This window comes from Streptomyces sp. NPDC001135 (assembly GCF_053598395.1).
This window is the reverse complement of record NZ_JBSFKD010000015.1, coordinates 24453-46648: the sequence shown is the minus strand read 5'-3', so window position 1 is coordinate 46648 and position 22196 is coordinate 24453. Positions and strand designations below refer to the sequence as shown.

The window sequence follows — 22196 nt, the reverse complement described above, 5'->3', positions numbered from 1 at the left end:
CGAAGTCACTCAAAGTGATGTTAAGTGTGCGGTGAGGATATGTGTCAGGTTCCGGAACGAGCAGGTCGAAGATTCGCACGAATCCTGGCAAGGTGGCCCCATGGCAGAGCGGGGAGCGAGTGCCGTGTCACTGTCCGAGGACTGGCCCGCCCACCCGGATCCGATCCTGGCGCTCAACCGCATGGGCACGTTCGACTGGGACCTGGTCACGGGTCTGTTCCACATGGACGCCCAGGCGTATCAGGTGTTCGACCTGCTGCCCGAGGAGTACGACGGGCGCCCCGAGTCGCTGGCCGTCCGGGTGCCGCCGTCCGAGGCGGCCCGGCTGGACGCGGCGGTGGCGCGGGCCATCAAGGACGGCAGCGAGAACTACGGCGCCTACTTCCGCATCCGCCGCCGTGACGGCACCCCGCGCTGGACCCACACCCAGGGCTACATCCGCCGCGACGACACCGGCCGCCCGCGCCGGGTCGTCGGCATCGTCCGCGACGCCACCGAGGAGCTCGCCGAGAGCGCGGAACGCAGCCTGCGGGCCGCCCAGGACGAGGCGTTCCGCCAGCAGACGAACGTCGTCCAGGCCGTCTCCGCCGCCCTCGCCCACGCCCGCAGCGTCCACGACGTCATCGACGCCCTCCAGAACACCCACGGCATCCGCCACCTCGGCGCGGCCAGCCTGGTGATGGGGCTGGTGGAGGCCGGCCGGATCCGGCTCGTCGCCGAGGGACCCGCCGGTGCCTCCGTCCCCGGCACCCAGATCACCCGGATCGACGAGCCGTACCCGATGAGCGAGGTCGTCCGCACACTCGTGCCGCGGTTCATCGAGTCCCCGGAGGAGTTCGCCCGGGGCTACCCGATCCTGTGGCCGCACCTCACCGACCTGCACATCACCTCGGCGGCCTATCTGCCGCTGATCGCCCAGGCCCGCCCGATCGGGGCGATGGGGCTGCTCTACAGCGACCGGCGCGGCTTCTCCACCGAGGAACGCGCCGTCCTGGTCGCGCTCGGCTCCAGCATCGCGCAGAGCCTGCAGCGGGCCATGCTCTACGAGCAGGAGAAGGACGTCGCCGAGGGCCTCCAGCAGGCCATGCTGCCCCGCACCATCCCCAGCGTCCGCGGCGCCGACATAGCCGTGCGCTACCGCGCGGGCGCCGCCGCGGGCACCCTCGGCCGGGACATCGGCGGCGACTGGTACGACCTGATCCCGCTGCCCGGCGGCCGGGTGGGCGCCGTCATCGGCGACGTCCAGGGCCACGACACGCACGCCGCTGCCGTCATGGGCCAGCTGCGGATCGTGCTGCGGGCCTACGCCGCCGAGGGACACCCGCCGGCCACCGTGATGGCCCGCGCCTCGGTGTTCCTCCACGAACTCGACACCGACCGCTTCGCCACCTGTCTGTACGCCGAGGCCGACCTGTCGACCGGCGTCGTACAGGCGGTCCGCGCCGGACACATCGACCCACTGATCCGGCACGGCGACGGCACCTGCCGCCGGGTCCAGGTCGAGGGCGGGCTCCCACTCGGCCTGTCCGCCGAGTTCGGCCGCCTGGAGTACCCGGTCTCCACCCTCGAACTCGACCCCGGCCACACCCTGCTGCTGTGCACCGACGGGCTCGTCGAACAGCCCGGCGCCGACCTCGACGACGGCATGCGCCGCCTGACGGCACTCGTCACGGACGGCCCCGAGGACGTGCGGGCGCTGGCCGACCTGCTGATCCAGCTGGCCGAGGAGCGCGGCGGCGACGACGACGTGGCGCTGCTCCTGCTGCGTCGGCGCGTTCCGGAGGCCCCGAGGGCCGGCGGCCGGCTCCAGCAGCACGTGGCCCCCGGCGACCCGGAGGCCCTCACCCAGGCCCGGCACCTGATCCGGGCCGCGGTCCGGTCCTGGGGCTACCGCGACCACGCCGACGAGATCGAGCTGGTCGCCGACGAGCTGATCACCAACGCGCTCATGCACACCGAGGGCTCCGCGATCGTGACCCTGCGAGCCCTCGGCGACGGCGACGGCAGGCTGCGGATCGAGGTCGAGGACTCCTCCAGCGCCCTGCCACGGCGCCGTGAGGCGGGGGAGGACGGTGTCTCCGGCCGGGGCCTGCTGCTCGTGGACATGCTCGCCGAAGCCTGGGGCGTGGAGGCGCGCGGCGGCGGCAAGGCGGTGTGGTGCGAGTTCCGGCGCAGTGCCTGAGGGGCGTTGTCCGTACCGGATGGCACTCTGGACGTATGCCGGAACTGCCCGAGGTAGAAGCGCTCAAGGACTTCCTCACCGAGCACCTGGTCGGCCGCCGGGTGGTGCGCGTGCTGCCGGTCGCGGTCAGCGTCCTGAAGACGTACGACCCTCCGGTCACCGCCTTCGAGGGCGGCGAGGTGACGGCCGTGCGCCGGTACGGCAAGTTCCTGGACCTGGCGGCGGACAGCGGGCTGCACCTGGTGACCCATCTGGCCCGGGCCGGCTGGCTGCAGTGGAAGGACCGGCTGCCCGACGGCCCGCCCAAGCCGGGCAAGGGACCGCTCGCGCTGCGCGTGGCGCTGGAGACCGGCGAGGGCTTCGACCTCACCGAGGCCGGCACCCAGAAACGCCTCGCGGTGTACGTCGTCCGTGATCCGCGGCAGGTCGAGGGCATCGCCCGGCTCGGCCCCGACCCGCTGGCCGCGGACTTCGACGAGGACCGCTTCGCCGCTCTGCTGGCGGACGAGAGACGTCAGCTGAAGGGCGCCCTGCGCGACCAGTCCCTGATCGCCGGCGTCGGCAACGCCTACAGCGACGAGATCCTGCACGCCGCGAGGATGTCCCCGTTCAAGCTGGCCGCCTCCCTCACCCCGGAGGAGACCCGCCGGCTCTACGAGGCGCTGCGCGGCACGCTCACCGAGGCGGTCGAGCGCTCCCGGGGTATGGCCGCCGGACGGCTGAAGGCCGAGAAGAAGAGCGGACTGCGCGTGCACGGCCGCACCGGCGAGGCGTGCCCGGTGTGCGGTGACACCATCCGTGAGGTCTCCTTCAGCGACTCCTCGCTGCAGTACTGCCCCACCTGCCAGACGGGCGGCAAGCCCCTGGCGGACCGCCGGCTGTCCCGGCTGCTGAAATGAGGCCCTTCGTCACTGCGGCGCCCGGACGGACACCAGGGGCTGTCCGTCCTCGGTGCGCACGTCGTAGCGGGCGATCTGGTCGGGGTGCATCGTGGAGGCCCCGAGTGCGGTGAAGGTGCCGCTGTCGTGGCCGGGCTCCATCCAGGTGCCGGCGACCTGCTCGGTGCCGTCGCGGCCCACGACGACGAGCCGACAGGCATGGGGGCCGGTGCCGTCCTTCACCCGCAGCAGCAGTCTGCTGCCCGTGTCCCCGTCGTCGGCCGTGACCTCGGCCCACACCCCGGTTCTCGGGTCGGTGGCGGCGGTGACGTGAGCGGCCGGCGCCTCATGCCCGGCGAAGGCCACGATCCCCGGACCGGCCACCGCCAGCACCACGGAGGCGGCCAGGCCGTACAGAAAACGCCGGCGGTGCGCACGCCGCCGGTGGGCGACCTCGCCGAGCAGCCGGTCGAGCAGCCGGGGACCGGGCTGTGCCATGGGGTGCACAAAGCGCGGCGTGGCCCGGCGGTAGAGCATCAACTGCCGTGTGGCCGGACCGAATTCGGTCACCTGTGCCGCGCACTGAGGGCACTCCATGAGGTGGTCCTCGAAGCGGAACGCCTCCGCCTCGTTCAGCACGCCGAGCGCGTACGCGCCGACGTCGCGATGCCTTTCCAGGGACCTCATGCCGAATCCTCGTGCCGATGGGTGGGGGTGGGGTTACTCCGTGCACCCATCCGTACGCAGCCGACAGCCGAATCACTCAAGCCACCCACAGAATCCCGGACAAGAGATTCGGAGCCGCGCGGCCCGCGGATTGGTCGGATCGGGGAAAACTTCCCGGCGGCTCGGACCGGTGATCGGGAAGGCGGTCAGAACAGATGGATCGCGAGGTGCCCGAGAGGCAGCCCGAGCCGCCAGGCCGGTGTCCACACCTTCGGCCCGTCGTCCTCGTCGGCCACCGTCCCCCCGCCCGGCACCGCGTCCAGGTCCGGCGCGAGCAGCTCGGTCTCCTCCAGCCAGCGCCAGGCGTCCGCCGCGAGGGCCAGGTCGGGCGACCGGGTGCCGGCCCGCTCGGCCCGCCCGGTCAGCTCGGCCATGCGCTCGCGCACCCAGTCCTGCCACGGCTGGTCGTAGGCGGTCAGCGAGAGCCAGTGCTCCAGCTGGGAGATCACCCGGATGCCGGACAGCTCCCCGTCGGTGTCGGACAGGAAGACGGTGAGCGCCAGCGCGTCCCGGCCGGCCCGGAACTCGAAGGACGTCGGCGGCATCAGATCGCCGGTGCGCAGCAGCTCGTCGGCGATGTACTCGGCGTACAACCAGGCCATGGGGACGGCCAGTTCACCGCCGTCGGTGCCGTCCGTGCTCTCGTGCCCTCTGTGCAGCATCCCTTCCTGCCCTTCCTCCGGTGCGTGCGCGTCGCCCGAGACCGTCGGGTCGTGGTCCCGCCGCCCGGAAACGCGGATGAGGACAGCCCATTGCCCGAACGGGGCCCACAGCAAGGCGCTTTACGAGAGCTTTGCCCTGTTGCCGGTTTCAGTGCAGGTCGGCCGTATAACCCGGAAGGACCCGGCGCAGCGCGCGCAGCGCGTAGTACGCGCGGGACTTCACGGTACCGGGTGGCACGCCCAGGGTCCGCGCCGCTTCCGCCACACTGGCCCCGAGGAAGTACACGAGTACCAGAACGTCACGGTGTTCCGGCGTGAGTGTCTTCACAGCCCGGCGGACATCGATCACCGCGGCGGCCCGCTCGGCGTGATCAGCGGTCACCCGCGCGTTCTCCGGGGCCTCGGCGCCGGTCTCCGGGGGGCGGGCCCGCCGGGCCCGCCGGGCGTCGATCGCGAGCCGCCGGGCGACCGTCAGCAGCCAGGGCCGTACGGAGTCGAAGCCCGCGGCGTGCAGCGCCTCCGGGTGCTGCCAGGCGCGCACCAGGGTCTCCTGGAGGAGATCCTCGGCCCGCTGCCGGTCGCCGTCGCAGAGCCTGAGCAGCAGGGCGAACAGCGGGCCGCCGTGCTCGCGCCGGAGCGCGGCCAGTTCGCGCTCGGCGGTCGTCGCCCGGCGGGTCGGTGCCGCCGTCCCGTGGGTGAGTGGGGTTCCGGCCGTCATGGCCGTATGGCAGCGCACGGCACGGCCGGGGGACAGGGCGGGCGCACGGCTCTGCGGCGGACGGTCGATCGCGTCGGCGAACGGTCGGACGAACGGTCCGGCAACAGCACCGAACGGGCTAATGACAGCACTCGGACCGTTTATTCGGCAAGCCAGATTCGTACCCATATGCCCGACGCAGCATTGTCGGTAAATACGACATTCCAGGGGTGAGCTGATGTTCGGACGCAGACAACAGGTGGCCCTGGCGATCACCGCCGTCCTGACGGTCGCGGCCGCCTGCCAGAACCATGACCGGCAGGAGGCCGCGGGCGCGGGCCCGTCCGGGGCCGCCGCCGGCTTCACCCTCGTCGCCTCCGGTGACGTCCTGCCGCACACGTCCGTCCTCGACCGGGCGGCCCACGACGCCGGCGACGACGGCTTCGACTTCCGGCCCATGTTCTCCGGCGTCGAACCGGTCGTCTCCCGGGCCGATCTGGCACTGTGTCACATGGAGACCGTCTACGGCGCCGAGGGCGAGTACTCCGGCTACCCCGCCTTCAGGACACCGCCGCAGATCGCCCAGGGCCTCGCCGCGACCGGCTACGACGGCTGCTCCACCGCCTCCAACCACTCCCTGGACGACGGCGCCGACGGTATCCGCCGCACCCTGGACGCCATGGACGAGGCCGGCCTCCGGCACGCCGGCACCGCCCGCTCCGAGGACGAGGCCCGCTCGGTCACGCTCCTGAAGGCAGGCCCGGCCAAGGTCGCCCACCTGGCGTACACCTTCGGCACCAACGGCATCCCGCTGCCCGCCGGCCGGTCCTGGGCCGTGAACCTCATCGACGAGCGGCGGATGATCGCCGACGCCCGCGCCGCCCGGCGGGCCGGCGCCGACGTGGTCGTCCTCTCCGTGCACTGGGGCACCGAATGGCAGGACGCACCGGACCGGCTGCAGCTCACCCTCGCCCGCCGGCTCACCGCCTCCACCACCGGCGGACGCCCGGACATCGACCTGATCCTCGGCACCCACGCCCACGTACCGCAGGCGTACGAGAAGGTCAACGGCACCTGGGTGATCTACGGCATGGGCCATCAGATCGCCGGCGAGATGTACAACGGCAAGGGTGCCCGGGACCCGCGCGGCAACGAGTCCACGATCGGCCGGTTCACCTTCGCCCCGCCCGCCCGGGCGGGCGCCCGCTGGCAGGTCACCAAGGCCGAGTTCATCCCGCAGCTGTACGACCTCGCCACCGGCCGCGTACTGGACCTCGACCGGGCCGTCGCCGACGGCACCGAGCCGGCCGGGGTGCGCGACCGCATCCGGGACGTGGTGCTCAGCCGCGGAGCCGCCAAGGACGGCCTGGTCATGGGGGAGTGATCAGCCGGTGCTCACTCGGCGGGCCGCCGCGTGGCCAGCGCCGAGCGCCGGTAGGAGTAGCCGAAGTAGATCACGCAGCCGATCACGAACCACAGTGCGAACCGCACCCAGGTCTGCCACTGCAGGAACGTGATCAGCCAGATCGAGAACACCGCACCCAGCGCGGGCACCACCGGCATCCCCGGCGTACGGAAGGTCCGCGGCAGCTCCGGCTGCCGGTAGCGCAGCACGATCACCGCCGTGCACACCACCACGAACGCCAGCAGGATGCCGATGTTGGTCAGCTCGGCGGCCTCCGCGATCGGCGTGAACCCGGCGATGAGGGCCGACGCCACCCCGACGATCCACGTCACGCGTGTCGGCACGTGCCGCGTGGGGTGCGTCTTCGCGAACCACCGCGGCAGCAGCCCGTCGCGGGACATCGAGAACCACACCCGGGTCACGCCGAGCATGAAGGTGAACATCACGGTGAGGATGCCGATGATCGCGCCGACCGCGATCACGTCCGCCAGCGAGTCCAGGCCCACCGACTTGAACGCGGTCGAGAAGCCGCTCCTCCTGTCGATGTCCTTGTAGTTCTGCATGCCGGTCAGCACCAGACAGGCCAGCACGTACAGCACCATGGAGATGGCCAGCGAGTAGATGATCGCCTTGGGCATGTGGCGCTGGGCGTCCTTGGACTCCTCAGCCGCCGTCGACATGGCGTCGTAGCCGAAGACCGCGAAGAACACGGTGGCCGCACCGGTGAACGCCCCGCCGATCCCGTAGGGGAAGAACGGGTGGTAGTTCGCGGTGGTGATGTGGAAGAAGCCGACCGCGATCACCACCAGCACGACCAGGACCTTGAGCACCACCACGACGGTGTCGAAGCGGGCCGCGTTGCGGATGCCCAGATTGAGCAGCCACGCGATGAAAAGGCACAGCACGGCCGCGAACAGATCGAACCGGTGCCCCGCGCCGGTCCCGGGCGCGCCCAGCATCCACGCCGGCAGCCGGGCGCCCATGTCACTGATGAGGAAGCTGAAGTAGCCGGAGATGCCGATCGCCACCACCGCCACGATGGCGGTGTACTCCAGCAGCAGGTCCCAGCCGATGAACCAGCCCGCGAACTCGCCGAGCACGGCGTAGCCGTAGGTGTACGCCGACCCCGCCTTCGGGATCAGCCCCGCGAACTCGGCGTACGACAGCGCCGCACAGGCGCTCGCCACACCGGCGATCAGGAACGACACCAGCACCGCGGGCCCGGCCGTGCCGTTGGCGACCGTGCCGGCCAGTGTGAAGATGCCGGCGCCGATGATGCCGCCCACCCCGATCGCGGTGAGCTGCCACAGCCCGAGCGAACGGTCCAGTCGGGCGCCCTCGCCGACTTCGGTCTCCTCGATGTGCTCGATGGGTTTGCGGCGGAGAATCCCCTCACCCGCGCGGAGCCTGGCCATGTGCCTCACCTCTTCGCCGACGGCAACGGCTGACGGCGGATCATGATGGCTCAGGGGCGCCCCACAGGGAAGACGCCACGCACGGCCCGGGGAGGGGCCGGGCCCGGCCGCCGGGCGGCGAGACGGGCGCACAGGGCCGTGATCCCCGGTGTGCGGAACGCTCCGGACCGGGGAGCGGGAGGAGACCGGCGTCGGGTCGAGGAGCGGGATGCGCCGCGGATCGTGCCCGGCCGCACCAGCCGCCACCCGCCGCCAGGTCACCCCGAGCGACCGGCTCCCCCCGCAGGCCCGCGCACCGCGGTCGCCGGGCCGGAGCACTGCCGCCGCCCCCCGCTGCCGCGGCTCCCTACGGCACGACCGTCACCGGCCAGCGCCCCGCCTTCACCAGCCGCACCGCCACCGAGCCGATGATCCGGTGGCCGGCCTGCTCCGAGGCGCCCACGACCACCGCGTCCGCCCTCAGCTCGTCGGCCGCCTTCACCAGCCCGCCGTAGGGATCGCCGCGGAAGGTGTGGAACTCCCAGCGCACCTCGAATATCCCCCTGACCCGCTCGGCCGCCTCCCGGATCTGCTGGATCAGGTCCTCCGCGATCTCGTCCGTCGTCTCCGCCACCGGCGCCCCGAGCGCCGCCCCGGCCGTGAGCACCGGCTGCACGTACACCACGGCCAGCAGCGCGTGCTGCCGCCGGGCGAGCCCGCCCGCGTACGCCGCCGCGCGCAGCGAGGAATCGGAGCCGTCCACCCCGACCACGATGACCTTCGGCCCGTCCGTGCCCCGCTCGAACCGGTGCGAGGGTGTGTGCTGCCCGTGCTGTTCCGTCACGCCGCGAGGCTATCGGAACGACCGGTTCCCGCTGAGCGACGGGCCTGCCGCGGGAGCTGTACCGTGCCGGAGCCGCGCGGTGCCGGCCCGGGGCCCACGCGCCGTGGGCGGCCCCCGCGGCACGTGGGGGCCCCGTCGCGACGCCCGCGGTGCCGGACCCCGGATCCGTCTCGACGGGCGAGCCGCGCGCCCCCTTCCTACAGTCGGAACCATGACCGCCAGCGCGGAGCCCCCCGCACGGAGGGACCCCACGGCCCCGATCCGCCCACCCGCCGGCGGGCGCCTCGGCTGGGTGCCCGAGGCCTTCGGGACGCTCTTCGCCGCGCTCGGTCTGCTGTGCGCCGTGCTCGCGCTCGTCGAGCCGCTGCGCCGGCTGCTCCGCCCCGTCGCCCACGCCCTCGACCTGCTGCTGGTGCCCATCAGCGCCAACCTGGCCTACGCCGTCTTCCTCTTCCTGCTGGCCGCCGCCACCGCCGCCCGCAAGAAGGTCGCCTGGTGGCTGGTCGTCGTCTATCTCGGCCTGCTCGTCCTCACCGACGTGCTCGGTGTGGCCCTCGGCGCGTACGCCGCATCGCTGCCTTCGCTGGTCCTGTGCACCCTGCTGCTGCTCCTGCTCGTCATGGCCCGCGGGGAGTTCTACGCCGCCTCGCGCCGCGCCGCCCTGTGGCGGGCCCTCGGCGTGCTGCTGGCCGGGCTCGCCGTGGCGATCCTCCTCGGCTGGGGCCTGGTCCTGCTGTTCCCCGGCTCGCTGCCGGCGAACCAGCACCTGGCCTGGGCCGCCGACCGGGTGTGCGGCGGACTGGTCTCCAACAGCTCCTTCGCCGGCCACCCGCCCCGCGCGGTCACCTTCGTCCTCGGCCTGCTCGGCGCCCTCGCCCTGCTGAACGCCGCCGCCACCCTGTTCCGCTCCCAACGCCTGGAAGCCGCCCTGCACGACGACGAGGAGGCCCGCATCCGGGCACTGCTCAGGGCCTACGGCGACCGGGACTCCCTCGGCTACTTCGCCACCCGCCGCGACAAGGCCGTCGTCTTCTCGCCCAGCGGCAAGGCCGCCGTCACCTACCGCGTCGAGGCCGGCGTCTGCCTCGCCAGCGGCGACCCGGTCGGCGACCCCGAGGCCTGGCCGCACGCCATCGCCGCCTGGCTGGACGTGGCCCGCCGCTACGCCTGGGCGCCCGCCGTGATGGGCGCCTCCGAGGACGGCGCGCGTGCCTACGCCCGCGCCGGACTCGGCGCTCTCCAACTCGGCGACGAGGCGATCGTGCACGTGGCCGCCTTCGATCTGAACGGCCGCGACATGCGGGTCACCCGGCAGGCCGTGCACCGGGTCCGCCGCACCGGCGCCACCTGCCGCATCCGCCGCCACGCCGCCCTCACCGAACGGGAGATGGAGGAGATCGTCGACAAGGCCGACGCCTGGCGCGACACCGAGACCGAACGCGGCTTCTCGATGGCCCTGGACCGGCTCGGCGACCCCGCCGACGGCGCCTGCCTGCTCGTGGAGGCCCTCGGTGACGACGGCCGGCTCCTCGCCCTGCTCTCCTTCGTCCCCTGGGGCCGCGACGGCATGTCCCTGGACCTGATGCGCCGTGACCGCGCCGCGCCCAACGGAGTCATGGAGTTCATGGTCGCCGAACTGTGCGCCGCCGCCCCCAAGCTGGGCGTGCGCCGGATCTCGCTGAACTTCGCCGTCTTCCGGTCCGTCTTCGAGGAGGGCGCCCGCATCGGCGCCGGGCCCGTCCTCAGGCTCTGGCGCCGCCTGCTGCTGTTCTTCTCCCGCTGGTGGCAGCTGGAGGCCCTGTACCGCTCCAACGCCAAATACCACCCCGAGTGGTATCCGCGGTTCATCTGCTACGGCGACACCGGCTCCCTCGCCCGCATCGGCGTCGCGTCCGGCATCGCCGAAGGCTTCGTCTCCGTACCGTCGTTGCGCAAACTCTGGGGAAAGGGGCACCCGAAGACCGGGCAGCGTCCCGCCACCACCCACGGGCTGCCGCCCCTGACGGCGCTCGGCCTCGACGGAGGGGACCAGGCCGGGTCCGCCGCCCCGGACGCGGGCCTGCCCGACCAGGTCCGCGTCCGCCACCACAAGGCCGACCGGCTGCGCGCGGCCGGCACCGACCCCTACCCGGTGGGCGTCCCCGCCCCCACCCACGCCCTCGCCGACGTGCCCCCCGGCGAGGACGTCACCGTGGCCGGACGGCTCATGCTGGTCCGGGACTTCGGCGGCATCGTGTTCGCCGTGCTGCGGGACTGGTCCGGCGACCACCAGATCGCTCTCACCCGCAGTGCCTGCGGCCCCGCCCTCGACAGCTTCACCGCCGGCACCGACATCGGCGACCACATCACCGCCACCGGCCGCGCCGGCCTCAGTGACCAGGGCGAGCCCACCGTCTTCGCCACCTCCTGGCAGCTCACCGGCAAATGCCTGCGCCCACTGCCCGACAAGCGCCGCGGCCTCACCGATCCCGAGGCCCGGGTCCGCCGCCGCTACCTCGACCTCGCGACCAACCCGGCCGCCCGCACCGTGATCCGGGCCCGCTCCGCCGCCGTGCAGGCGCTGCGCCAGGGCCTGCTGGACCGCGGCTACGTGGAGGTCGAGACCCCGATGCTCCAGCAGATCCACGGCGGCGCCAACGCCCGCCCCTTCACCACCCACATCAACGCCTACGACCTCGACCTGTACCTGCGCATCGCCCCCGAGCTGTATCTCAAGCGGCTGTGCGTCGGCGGCCTGGAGAGGGTCTTCGAACTGGGCCGCACCTTCCGCAACGAGGGCGTCTCCTACAAGCACAACCCCGAGTTCACGATGCTGGAGGCCTACCAGGCCTACGCCGACTACGACGTGATGCTGGACCTCACCCGCGAGCTGATCCAGGGCGCGGCGACCGCCGCCTTCGGCTCCCCGGTGGCCCGCAAGGACGGGCAGGAGTACGACATCTCCGGGCAGTGGCCGGTCAAGACCGTGTACGGCGCGCTCTCCGAGGTACTGGGGGAGGAGATCGGCCCCGGCACCGAACTGCTGCGGCTGCACCGGCTGTGCGACCGGGCCGGGGTGCCGTACACCGCCGACGACGGGCCCGGGGACATCGTCCTGGAGATGTACGAGCGGCTCGTCGAGGAGCGCACCCGACTGCCCACGTTCTACAAGGACTTCCCGACCGCCGTCTCCCCGCTGACCCGGCAGCACCGCACCGACCCGCGGCTCGCCGAGCGCTGGGACCTGGTCGCCTTCGGCACGGAACTCGGCACCGCCTACAGCGAGTTGACCGACCCCGTCGAACAACGCCGGCGGCTCACCCGGCAGTCGCTGCTGGCCGCCGGCGGTGACCCGGAGGCCATGGAGCTGGATGAGGACTTCCTGCAGGCCCTCGAGTACGCCATGCCCCCGACCGGCGGCCTCGGTATCGGCGTGGACCGGCTGGTGATGTTCCTGACCGGCCTCACGATCCGGGAGACCCTGCCGTTCCCGCTGGTGCGCCGCCGCTGACGCCCGGGGCCGGGGCGGTCGTCCGGTCGGCGCCCCGGGGCAGGGTGAGCAGCGCGACCGCCGCGGCGGTCGGACAGGGCGCCGCAGCGGGTGCGAAGCAGTCGCGGGCCCCGCCTGCGAGGAGCGCCCGGTACTGTCCGATCCCGCTCAGCGCCACGGTCGTCGTGCCCCGCTCGGCGACCGTCACGATGCTGACGAACGGCGACGGTCCGAGCCCGGCGCCGAGCCGGCGGGACGCGATCGCCCCCTGGGGCAGCGCCCGGCTCCCGGACCGTACGAAGCCCACCGGCAGCGCACACCGCAGCGGAAGACGATCAGCAGCAGCGTCGGCAGCACACCCGCGACGTTCCCCCCCGCCCGGACGGCTGAGCCGGGGGCCCGACGGCTGCCACGCGCAGGCCCCCCGCCACCGCGGCGCCGAGACCGACGCGGGCGGCGAGGCCGGACAGCACCAGGCAGCCCGGCACGACCCCGGAGACGGCGTGCAGCAGGGTCCAGCCCACCCGGACCGGGGAGAGACGCCCGAGGACCGCTGCCGGCAGCGCCACCACCGTGCATGGGCCGACCGCGGCCCGCTCCGGTACGGACGCCGCCGGCTCCCGGTACGCCCTCGCCCGGCCGAACCATCCCGGCACGGACGGCACCGGCGCACCGGCCACGGCGATGACGACGACCGGGGCGGCGGACACGCTCCGGTCCCCGAGCCACTCGGCGAACCAGGCCGGGAAGCCCAGCGGCACGACCGCCGGCGCGGCTGCCCCCGGCAAGACGAGCGTCCTCTCCGTCTCCGAGGCGTCCAGCAGCAGGGTGGTGCGTTCAGCGCCCGGCCCCGGTCCCGGCCCTCCGCGTGCAGGGCATCGACCGAGGCCGGGGCACCGGCCGTGATCGCCGCCGCGACGCCCTGCACCGCCCGCTAGGCCGTCGGCCCGGCGACGGTCAGCCCCCGGTCCCGAGGGTTCAGCGGCCGGCTCACGGCGCAGGCCGTTCGACCCCCGTGTCTTTCCCGGCAGTTGCTGCGGAGTCAGGGACCGCCGGATGCGCGCGCGGCGGACCCCCACCGCCCCCGCGGTCCGCCGTCCGGGTGCATTCCCGCCGCCGCACCGGTGCCGTTGCGGTGCGCCGGAGTCCGGCGGGGCGACTGATGAGTCATGCAGAATGATCAGTTCTTCACGCGGCGGCGGATGCTCCTCGCCGGTGCCGCCGCGCTGGGGGCCGCGGGTACTGCCGGAGCCTTCCTGGCGAGCGGCGCCGGGGAGAGCGACGGGACCGCCGCCGCGCCCGTCGCCGGCCCGCAGGCCCGCCAGGCGCTCAAGTCGTCCGCCTTCCGGCTCCAGCCGCTCACCGGCGACGGACCGCCACGAGCCGCCCCGCGCAAGCTGAAGACCCGTAAGGAGCCCATCCTGCGCATCTCCGGGAGCGGCCGGCACATGATGCTGACCTTCGACGACGGCCCCAACCCGCAGTACACCCCGCACATCCTGGACACCCTCGCCAAGTACGACGTGCGGGCGATGTTCTTCGTGTGCGGCGAATGCGTCGTCCAGTACAAGGAACTGGTAGCCCGGATGGCCGAGGAAGGCCATGTCGTCGGCAACCACACCTGGACCCACCCGCTGCTGACGACGCTCAGGCGCAAGGAGATCCGCTCCGAGATGGAGCGCACGAGCGACATCATCGAGGCCACCTACGGCGAGCGCCCGCAGTGGTTCCGCGCCCCCTACGGCGCCTGGAACCGGGCCGCGTTCCAGCTGGGCGCGGAGATGGGCATGGAGCCGATGGCCTGGACGGTCGACACCACCGACTGGGAGACGCCCGGTACCGACGTCATCATCGACCGGGTGGAGAAAGGCGCCGCCCCCGGCGTCGTCGTGCTCTCCCACGACGCCGGGGGCGATCGCTCGCAGACCGTCCACGCGATCCGTGAATGGCTGCCCCGTCTCCTCGACTCCGGATACCACCTCACGGTGCCGCGCAGACGCGTGTGACACGGCCATCGGCCCGCCCGGCCGCGGTGGTTCAGTTCACCGCGACCAGGCGGGCGAAGACGACGACGTTTCCGTCGTAACCGTTCTGCTTGGAAAAACCGCCGCCGCAGGTGATGACCCGCAATTCCGGTGTGCCCTTCGCGCCGTACACCCGGTCACCGGGAAAACTGGCCTTCGCGAAGACCTCGACCCCATACGTCTCGAACACCGCGGTCTTTCCGTCCTTGCGCAGGATCTCGATGCGGTTTCCCTTTTTCAGGGCCCCGAGACCGTAGAACACGGCGGGACCCTGTTTGTTGTCGACGTGCCCGACGACGACGGCGGTGCCGTTCTCGCCGGGGGAGACCGCCCCCGTGAACCAGCCCGCCAGGTTGGGGTCGTCCGGCGGCGGCGCCGCGACCCAGCCGTTCGCGTCCAGGCCGACGGGCGTGACCGGCGCGTCCACCTGGATCGCGGGGATCCGGACCCGGTCGACGGCGGAGAACGCGAGCGGCGCCGGACCCGCGGTGAAGGTGCCCTGGCCGGTCCGGCTGTCCGGGGCCGCCGCCGAAGCGGGCTGCGGCGGACCGACGTCGAACTCCCCCGAACCGTTCCGGATGAGGGCGAGGCCGGTCAGCAGAAGAAGCGCTATCACGCCCCACGGGGCGCGCCTCTTCCGCCGCTCCTCCGCTTCGGCAAGCTCGGCCAGCTCGGACGCAGACATTCGCCATCCCCTCTCGACGCGGTCGTCGCCACGTCCCGCACGCTTGGGAAAACGCTAAATCCCGCGCAGGCGCCGGGCGACGGGGCAAGTGGCGAACGGGTGGCCCGAGGGGCCTTGTGGTGCGCCATCCGAGTTGCCGTTCCCAGGAATTTTCTGACGGTCCGTGACCTGCAGGAATATCAGATTGTGTGCTTTTGCTTCGGCGTGTCGTCTCACCAGGACGGACGATTCTCGACATGCGGGCGTGTTCCACGCGCTTGAGGGTCATTCCGGGAGGTGTTTTCTCGCCGATCCACCGGGGCCGGGACCCGGGGCGCCTCCCGCGGAGGATCACATGCGAAACCAACGTGCCCTGGCGGCGGCATGCACCGCGGTCGCCGTGCTCGGGCTCGCCGCCCCTGTGGCCGTCGCGGACGGCATGGGCAACGGCGGCGGCCCGTCCACCCCCGGCGTGGGAGTGAACCCAGGTGTGGGGGTGGCGCCCGGTGTGGGCGTGGCGCCCGGTGTGGGGGTGGCACCCGGTGTGGGGGTGGCGCCCGGCGGGGGCTTCGACCCGGACAGCGGCTTCAGCGGAAACTTCAACATCAACGGTCACTTCAACAACGGCAACCGCCGCGACCGAGACCGGGACCGGGACCGGGACCGAGACCGGGACCGGGACCGTGACCGGGACCGGGGCCGCGGGGAAGAGTTCGGCCGCGGGGACGAGTTCGGCCGGGGGGACGACTTCGGCGGCCTCGGCCACGGCGGCCCGGGTGACGACTTCCGAGGCCCGCGGAACATCATCGTCATGCCCGGCCTGGTCGCGGCCGGCGGCAGGCTCACCATCACCGTGGACGGCTGCCGCGGCGGCACCGCCTCCTCCCGCGCCTTCCCCACCACGGAGCTCAACCCGTTCCGCGACGACACCGCGCGCGGCACCGCCAGGATCGACGAGGACGCCCGTCCCGGCCGGTACGACATCACCGTCCGCTGCGACGGCAGGACCCTGACCCGTCAGCACGCGTTCACCGTGATCGGCGGCGTCCAGGGCGGTTTCGGCGGCAGCATCACCAGTGGTGCCACGCCGACCGACATGGCCATCGGCGGCGGACTCGTGGCCTCCGCGGTCATCGGCGGCGGCGCGTTCTGGTTCCGCCGGCGGCACGAGAAGCGGATCTGAGGCCCCGCCGTCCGGCCCACGGCTCGCCCCCGCACACGGGGCACGTCGGACTGCGCCCATCGGCACGGCAATCGCCCCGGTCCCCTCACGGGAGCCGGGGCGAGGACGTCCCCGGGGACGCGGCCGCGGTCGGGGGACTAGCCGGTGATGTGCGGGAACAGGTTCACGAACGGCTCCGCGGTCACCGCGATGCCCCGGCTGAAGGGGGCGTCGAAGTCCCAGATCAGGAACAGCATGAACGCGATGGTCGCGGAGAACAGCCCGGCCAGCACCAACTCGCGTTTCGTGCGCCTGATCTGCAGCGCGAAGACCATGCCGATGGTGACCAGCGCCCCGGTGAGCAGCCCCCACCACACCACCGACGGCATGGTGGCCCCGGTGGAGTCGGCGCGGGCGTTGCGCGCCTGGTCGGCGGCGGTGATCTGGTCCAGCAGCGGCTGGTAGGCCTGCGCCTCGAAGTCGTTCTTCGGCTGGTAGTCGGTGACGTCCTGGCGGACCCTCTGCAGCAGTTCGGCGCCGTGGTCGCTGACGCGCTCGTCGTGGGCCATCGTCTTCCACTCGTGGTGCACGACATAGCCGACATAGGTGTTGACATCATCCCGGATCCGGTCACGGACCTCCGGCGGATAGACCCGGACCCGCTCCGAGATCTCATGCAGGGCCTGGGCCTCGGACTGCACATAGCCCTGGGCCGAGCTGCGGGCCTCCCACACACCCGCGATGGCCAGCCCGAGGACGATGGCGTACACGACGCCGATCCACATCGTCATGTACTCGATGACGTCCGGCGTCTCATTGGGGTCCTCGTCCTCAGGAGCCCGCTTGTGGCGTACGACGGTGACGACGATCACCACGGCACAGGCCGCCAGCATCGCGAGGACGAGAACAAGCCAATCCGACAACAGGTGCCTCCAGAAGTGAGCGGCCGGCGCGTCAGCGCGGGCGCAGGGCCGCGACGGCGACGATCGCCGGAACGGTGATGAGCAGGACGTAGGTGACCGGCGAGGTGTGGCCGGGCGCGGTGTGCGCGGTGGGGTGCGGGTGGTAGGCCGGATAGTTCGGGTGCGTCGCCAGCGGCCGCGGAGTGGGCCTCGGCCTCGGCCTCGGCCTGGGCTCGGGCGTCGGGGTGGGGGCGGGCGTCGGTGCCGGCGCCGGCCGTGGTGCCGGGGGAACCGGGGCGGGCTTCGCCGGCGGCTTCGGTTTCGGGCTGGGTTTCGGCACCGGTCGTGGAGCCGGCTTCGGCGGGGGCGGCTTGGGCGGCGGGGGCGGCGTCGGTGTGGGGGTGGGAGTCGGGGTCGGCGTTGGCGTCGGCGGGGTGGGTTCGGGGCAGGGCGGCGGTGCGGGCCAGTGGGGGCCGCCGGCGTAGGCCGTCGCCACGGTGCCGTCCGGGCCCGTGGAGGCGTACGCGCAGGCGTCGGCCGACGCGCTGCCGACCGGGCAGCCCACCAGGGTCCAGGTCAGCGTCACCAGGGCCAACACCCGTGCGGCGGGCGCGCGTCGGGTCGCTTCGGGTCCATGCACGACGAAGATCATGGGGTGGCGAACCGGGTCGTATGCCGTAGTGCGCCGGTATTGCTCCGAAGGAGGGACATGAGGCGATCAATGGTTTGAATCAGCCAAGTGAGCGGTTGGTGCTCTATGTACGCCTGTACGAGCCTCACGTGGTGGCACGCGGCACGGGATCCGGCGGGAGCCGGAAAGAAATTCCCGAAGAACTTCCCCTCCCCGTTGAACGCTCCGGCCCCCGCGGTGCGTACCCATGGCCGTGCGGCGGCGCGGCAGAGCGCTGCAACATCCAGGCGATTATGGGGAGTTGGACATGAAGACCTCCTGGCGGACCGCCTCACTGGTGGCCACAGCCGCCTCGGTGCTGGCGCTGACGACGGCGTGCGGTCAGGACAACAGCACCACTCCGGCGTCGGCGGCCCAGAACGTCGGGGCCACCGCGCCGGCGGGCAGCCCGACCACCGGCGCCGGTGCCGGCACCGGAACGGGCAACGGCTACGGTGCCGACGGCAACCAGGCCTCCGGTTCCCCGACCCAGGCCGCCCCCGCGGGCAAGCTGACCGTGGCCACCAACCCCGACCTGGGCAACGTACTGACCGACGGCTCCGGCCTCACCCTGTACCGGTTCGACAAGGACACCGCCAACCCGCCCAAGTCGAACTGCGCCGGCGACTGTGCCGCCACCTGGCCGCCGGTGCCCGCCGACGACGCCACCGCCGGTGCGGGCATCGACAAGGCGCTGCTCGGTGAGGTCACCCGTGCCGACGGCAGCAAGCAGCTCACCATCGGCGGCTGGCCCGCCTACCGCTACGCCAAGGACGTCAACGCCGGTGACGTCAACGGTCAAGGCGTCGGCGGCAAGTGGTTCGCGCTCGCCCCCAACGGCAAGAAGGCCTCCCTGTCCTCCCTGCCGGGGCTGTCCGTGCGCAAGGACCCCAAGCTCGGCGACATCGTCGTGGACAAGAACGGCAGGACGGTCTACCGCTTCCTGAAGGACAAGGCCTGGCCGAAGTCCGTCTCGAACTGCACCGGGGCCTGCCTGGAGAAGTGGCCGGCCGTCGGCATCGTCAAGCCCGAGGACACCCAGGGCGTCAAGAAGAAGGGCCTGATGGGCTTCACCCGTCCCGACGGAGTGAAGCAGATGACCGTCAACTGCTGGCCGATCTACACCTTCTCCGGCGACAAGGCCCCCGGGGACACCAACGGTCAGGGCGTGGGCGGCACCTGGTACGCCGTCTCGCCCGACGGCAAGCCGGTCGGCGCGCCGGGCAACTAGATCACCTCCCCAGGGTCGATCGCCCCGCCCGGCCCGGAGCGCCACCGCCGGTCCGCCCCCTCCGCACCGCACGGAGGGGGCGGACCTTTTCGCGTGCCCGCAGGGGGCGGGCCCTGCCGGCACGGGGCTCGCCGCGCGGGTCCGGCCGGCCCTGTGCACCCCGCGTTCGCAAGACGGGCAAACCCCGGCACACGCGACAGCGATTTCGCAGGCAGTGACCGGGAACGGACGGTCAATTTCCGGTTCGGGTCGCTCCTTTCGCGGGCGATCAGTAGCCTCTGCTCGAACACCGGATCGCCTGTCCCTGTCGCCTACTCCTTGGAGTGATACATGGAGCGCCCCGCCTGGGCCCCCCGGAGCATCGACATCTCGGTGCCGAGCGTCTCGCGGATCTACGACTACTACCTGGGCGGTTCGCACAACTTCGAGGTGGACCGGGAAGCGGCCCGCAAGGCGATGGAGTTCATGCCGGGCCTGCCGAAGATCATGCAGGCCAACCGGGCGTTCATGCGCCGCGCCGTACGGTTCGCGGCCGGCGAGGGCATCACCCAGTACCTCGACATCGGATCCGGCATCCCGACCTTCGGCAACGTCCACGAGGTGGCCCGGGCGGCCACACCGGGCGCCCGCGTCGTCTACGTCGACCACGACCCGGTCGCCGTCGCACACAGCCAGGCGGTCCTGGCGGGCGACGACGCCGCGGACGTCGTCGCCGCCGACCTGCGCAAGCCGCAGGAGATCCTGTCCAGCCCCGAGGTGGAGCGGCTGATCGACCTGAACCGCCCAGTCGCGCTCCTCCTCGTTGCCATACTGCACTTCGTGGAAGACGCGGACGACCCCTACGGTGCGGTGGCCGAGCTGCGCGACGCGCTCGCGCCCGGCAGCCTGCTGATCCTCACCCATGCCTCGTACGAGGGAATCCCGCTGCCCGCCGAGCGGGCCGAGGGCGCGGTGGACGTATACAAGGACATTCGCAACCCGCTGATCATGCGCTCGCGCGACCGGATCGCGCGGTTCTTCGAGGGGTACGACATGGTGGAACCGGGACTGGTGCCGATGCCGCACTGGCGGCCGGAGTCGGCGCCGCAGGACGAGGATCCGTTCGCCTTCTCCGGATTCGCCGGCGTGGGGCGTACGGCGTGAGCGCCGAGCCGGACGGGCCGGAGGACAGACTGCGCCGTTTCACCACGATCTGGAGCCGGGCCGTCTACCCGGTGACCTCCACATCGCTGACCCGCGCCGAGTTCGAGGAACAACTCCTTCCGCTCGCACGCCGCTTGAGCGAGTTGCTGCGCGCGCACGGCTTCGACGCGAACGGAGCGAAGGCGGTCGGCGCCGCGCTGGTCGGCGCGCACTGCACCGACCCCGAGGCGCTCGCCCGCACCCTGGACTGCGTCGACGCCTATCTGGTGCTGTACTGCGCCGGCGACGGCCCCCAGGACGAACCCCGCCTGCGTTCCTCGCGGTTGCAGCACGCGATGGCCGCCGGGTACGCCGAGGCACTGCGCGAGCGCACCCTCGCCGAGCAGGAGTCCATCGCCCAGGCCGCCCTGCAGGCCCAGGGCGTGGTCGCGCAGGCGCTGCACGCCAGCGAGGCCCGCTTCCGCGCGGTCTTCGAGGGCGCGGCCATAGGGATCGGCATCGCCGACCTCGACGGCAACGTCCTGCAGGTCAACCAGGCGCTGCTGCGCATGTTCGGGCTCTCCGAGCAGACCCTGCGCGGGCGCCGCGTCCAGGACTGGGTGCACCCCGAGGACGCGCCGCAGACCTGGAGGCTCTACGACGAACTCGTCCGCGGCGAGCGCGAGCACTACCACCTCGAAAAGGCCTTCAACCGGCCCGACGGCACGGTCCTGTGGACCAACCTGACGGTCTCCCTGCTGCGCGACGCCGACGGCAGGCCGCAGTACCAGCTCGCCCTCATGGAGGACACCACCGAACGCCGGCTGCTCAACCTCCGGCTGCGCTACGAGGCGACGCACGACGCGCTCACCGGCCTGCCCAACCGCACGCTGTTCTTCGAACGCCTGGAGAAGGTGCTGAACGCGGGCGACGGGCAGCGCTTCGGGCTGTGCTACCTCGACCTGGACGGCTTCAAGACCGTCAACGACAGCCTCGGGCACGCGGCCGGCGACCGCCTGCTGGTGGAGGTCGCCGACCGGCTGCAGTCCTGCGCGACCGCGCCCGGCGAGATGGTCGCCCGGCTCGGCGGCGACGAGTTCGTGGCGCTGACCACCGGCCCCGGCACCGCGCGCAAGGTGGACGAGCTGGCCGAGCGCATCATGAGCGCGCTGGTCACCCCGATCAGCATCGACGGCCGCGACCTGATGGTGCGCGGCAGCCTCGGCATCGTCGAGGGCCCGGCCGGCGAGCGCACCGCCGCCGAGGTGCTGCGCAGCGCGGACATCACCATGTACCGGGCCAAGTCGGCGGGCGGCAACCGCTCCGAACTCGCCGACCCCGAGGCCGACGCCCGCGCCATCACCCGCCACGGCCTGACCACGGCCCTCCCGACGGCCCTGGAGCGCGGCGAGTTCTTCATCGAGTACCAGCCGCTCGTCCACCTCGGCGACGGCAGCGTGCGCGGCGCCGAGGCCCTCGTCCGCTGGCTGCACCCGCAACACGGCGTGCTCGGACCCGACCGTTTCATCCCGCTCGCCGAGCACACCGGCCTGATCGTGCCGCTCGGCCGCTGGGTCCTGGAGGAGTCCATCCGCCAGGCCCGCGCCTGGCGAGAACGCCACGGCGAGGACCAGGCCGCCGGTCCCCTGCGCATCAACGTCAACCTCTCGCCCTGCCAGCTCAGTCACCCGCGCCTGGTCCAGGACACCGTCGACATCCTGGAGCGGGCGGGGGTGGCCCCGGAAGCCCTGTGCCTGGAGGTCACCGAGTCCGCGCTCATCGGCGCCGACGACGACCTGCTCAAACCCCTGCACCGGCTCGCCGAGATGGGTGTCGACATCGCCCTGGACGACTTCGGCACCGGCTACTCCAACCTCGCCAACCTGCGCCGGCTGCCGGTGCGCGTCCTCAAGCTGGACCGCTCCTTCACCCGGGGCATGCAGCAGTTCCCCGCCGACCCGGTCGACCTGAAGATCGTCGAGGGAATCGTCTCCCTCGCGCACAGCCTCGACCTCGCCGTGACGGTCGAGGGTGTGGAAACCGGTGCCCAGGCCGAACAGTTGCGGATACTGGGCTGCGACACGGCCCAGGGCTGGTACTACGCGAGGCCGGGCCCGCCGGAGCGGCTGCACGACCTGGCGTTGGTGGACGCCACGGGCTGAGC

The 22196-nt window shown here is 72.5% G+C and carries 18 protein-coding genes and 1 pseudogene; 9 read left to right on the top strand and 10 right to left on the bottom strand.

What is annotated here, in order from left to right:
• Positions 1-100 precede the first annotated feature (100 nt).
• A complete protein-coding gene (locus tag ACWC94_RS19650; protein ID WP_450797985.1) occupies positions 101-2182 on the top strand; it encodes a SpoIIE family protein phosphatase in 2082 nt (693 codons plus the stop codon).
• Between the two features lie 35 nt (positions 2183-2217).
• Positions 2218-3081, top strand: coding sequence for an Fpg/Nei family DNA glycosylase (locus ACWC94_RS19645; RefSeq protein ID WP_450797983.1), 864 nt, complete (start codon positions 2218-2220; stop codon positions 3079-3081).
• 9 nt (positions 3082-3090) lie between these two features.
• On the opposite strand, the gene ACWC94_RS19640 is transcribed toward ACWC94_RS19645, so the two are convergent.
• From ACWC94_RS19640 to ACWC94_RS19630, 3 genes are all read right to left on the bottom strand, one after another.
• Positions 3091-3747, bottom strand: a complete 657-nt coding sequence (locus tag ACWC94_RS19640; RefSeq protein WP_450797981.1) for a zf-HC2 domain-containing protein — start codon at positions 3745-3747, stop codon at positions 3091-3093.
• A gap of 185 nt (positions 3748-3932) precedes the next feature.
• A complete protein-coding gene (locus ACWC94_RS19635) occupies positions 3933-4448 on the bottom strand; it encodes a hypothetical protein (RefSeq protein ID WP_450797979.1) in 516 nt (171 codons plus the stop codon).
• Positions 4449-4596: 148 nt separating this feature from the next.
• Positions 4597-5166, bottom strand: coding sequence for a sigma-70 family RNA polymerase sigma factor (locus ACWC94_RS19630; protein ID WP_450797977.1), 570 nt, complete (start codon positions 5164-5166; stop codon positions 4597-4599).
• 217 nt (positions 5167-5383) lie between these two features.
• Here ACWC94_RS19630 and ACWC94_RS19625 point away from each other — a divergent pair, with 217 nt between their 5' ends.
• Complete coding sequence (locus ACWC94_RS19625) at positions 5384-6529, top strand: CapA family protein (RefSeq protein ID WP_450797975.1); 1146 nt, start codon at positions 5384-5386, stop codon at positions 6527-6529.
• Between the two features lie 11 nt (positions 6530-6540).
• Here the strand turns inward: ACWC94_RS19625 and ACWC94_RS19620 are convergent, their stop codons facing one another.
• Positions 6541-7965 (bottom strand): amino acid permease, encoded by a 1425-nt coding sequence (locus tag ACWC94_RS19620; protein WP_450797973.1) that lies wholly within the window; start codon positions 7963-7965, stop codon positions 6541-6543.
• A 346-nt stretch (positions 7966-8311) separates the two neighbouring features.
• Positions 8312-8788 (bottom strand): universal stress protein, encoded by a 477-nt coding sequence (locus ACWC94_RS19615; protein WP_450797971.1) that lies wholly within the window; start codon positions 8786-8788, stop codon positions 8312-8314.
• A 211-nt stretch (positions 8789-8999) separates the two neighbouring features.
• On the opposite strand from ACWC94_RS19615, the gene lysX reads away from it, so the two are divergent.
• On the top strand, positions 9000-12278 hold the full coding sequence (gene lysX, locus ACWC94_RS19610) for a bifunctional lysylphosphatidylglycerol synthetase/lysine--tRNA ligase LysX (RefSeq protein ID WP_450797969.1): 3279 nt from the start codon (positions 9000-9002) through the stop codon (positions 12276-12278).
• On the opposite strand, the gene ACWC94_RS19605 is transcribed toward lysX, so the two are convergent.
• Both ACWC94_RS19605 and ACWC94_RS19600 read right to left on the bottom strand, forming a co-directional pair.
• Positions 12232-12564, bottom strand: coding sequence for a hypothetical protein (locus tag ACWC94_RS19605; protein ID WP_450797967.1), 333 nt, complete (start codon positions 12562-12564; stop codon positions 12232-12234). The genes lysX and ACWC94_RS19605 overlap by 47 nt on opposite strands.
• Before the next feature lie 28 nt (positions 12565-12592).
• Positions 12593-13045 carry a hypothetical protein gene (locus ACWC94_RS19600; RefSeq protein WP_450797965.1) on the bottom strand — a complete coding sequence of 151 codons (453 nt, stop codon included), beginning with the start codon at positions 13043-13045 and terminating at the stop codon, positions 12593-12595.
• Positions 13046-13426: 381 nt separating this feature from the next.
• Between ACWC94_RS19600 and ACWC94_RS19595 the strand changes: the two genes are divergently transcribed.
• Complete coding sequence (locus tag ACWC94_RS19595; protein ID WP_450797963.1) at positions 13427-14263, top strand: polysaccharide deacetylase family protein; 837 nt, start codon at positions 13427-13429, stop codon at positions 14261-14263.
• Between the two features lie 31 nt (positions 14264-14294).
• On the opposite strand, the gene ACWC94_RS19590 is transcribed toward ACWC94_RS19595, so the two are convergent.
• A complete protein-coding gene (locus ACWC94_RS19590) occupies positions 14295-14966 on the bottom strand; it encodes a class F sortase (protein WP_450797961.1) in 672 nt (223 codons plus the stop codon).
• A 662-nt stretch (positions 14967-15628) separates the two neighbouring features.
• On the opposite strand from ACWC94_RS19590, the pseudogene ACWC94_RS19585 reads away from it, so the two are divergent.
• Positions 15629-16128 (top strand): annotated as a pseudogene (locus ACWC94_RS19585) (hypothetical protein).
• Between the two features lie 137 nt (positions 16129-16265).
• On the opposite strand, the gene ACWC94_RS19580 reads toward ACWC94_RS19585, so the two are convergent.
• Together ACWC94_RS19580 and ACWC94_RS19575 are read right to left on the bottom strand one after the other, a co-directional pair.
• Entirely contained in the window at positions 16266-17030 is a 765-nt protein-coding gene (locus tag ACWC94_RS19580; protein ID WP_450797959.1) for a bestrophin-like domain, read from the bottom strand.
• 31 nt (positions 17031-17061) lie between these two features.
• The gene (locus ACWC94_RS19575) at positions 17062-17649 is read right to left on the bottom strand and encodes a hypothetical protein (protein WP_450797957.1); all 588 of its coding nucleotides are present in this window, start codon (positions 17647-17649) and stop codon (positions 17062-17064) included.
• A 298-nt stretch (positions 17650-17947) separates the two neighbouring features.
• Here ACWC94_RS19575 and ACWC94_RS19570 point away from each other — a divergent pair, with 298 nt between their 5' ends.
• The 3 genes from ACWC94_RS19570 (at position 17948) to ACWC94_RS19560 (ending at position 22194) form a co-directional block, all read left to right on the top strand.
• A complete protein-coding gene (locus ACWC94_RS19570; RefSeq protein ID WP_450797955.1) occupies positions 17948-18910 on the top strand; it encodes an SCO0930 family lipoprotein in 963 nt (320 codons plus the stop codon).
• Positions 18911-19240: 330 nt separating this feature from the next.
• A complete protein-coding gene (locus tag ACWC94_RS19565) occupies positions 19241-20053 on the top strand; it encodes an SAM-dependent methyltransferase (RefSeq protein WP_450797953.1) in 813 nt (270 codons plus the stop codon).
• A complete protein-coding gene (locus ACWC94_RS19560) occupies positions 20050-22194 on the top strand; it encodes a putative bifunctional diguanylate cyclase/phosphodiesterase (protein ID WP_450797951.1) in 2145 nt (714 codons plus the stop codon). The genes ACWC94_RS19565 and ACWC94_RS19560 overlap by 4 nt, the downstream gene beginning before the upstream one ends.
• Positions 22195-22196: the final 2 nt, after the last annotated feature.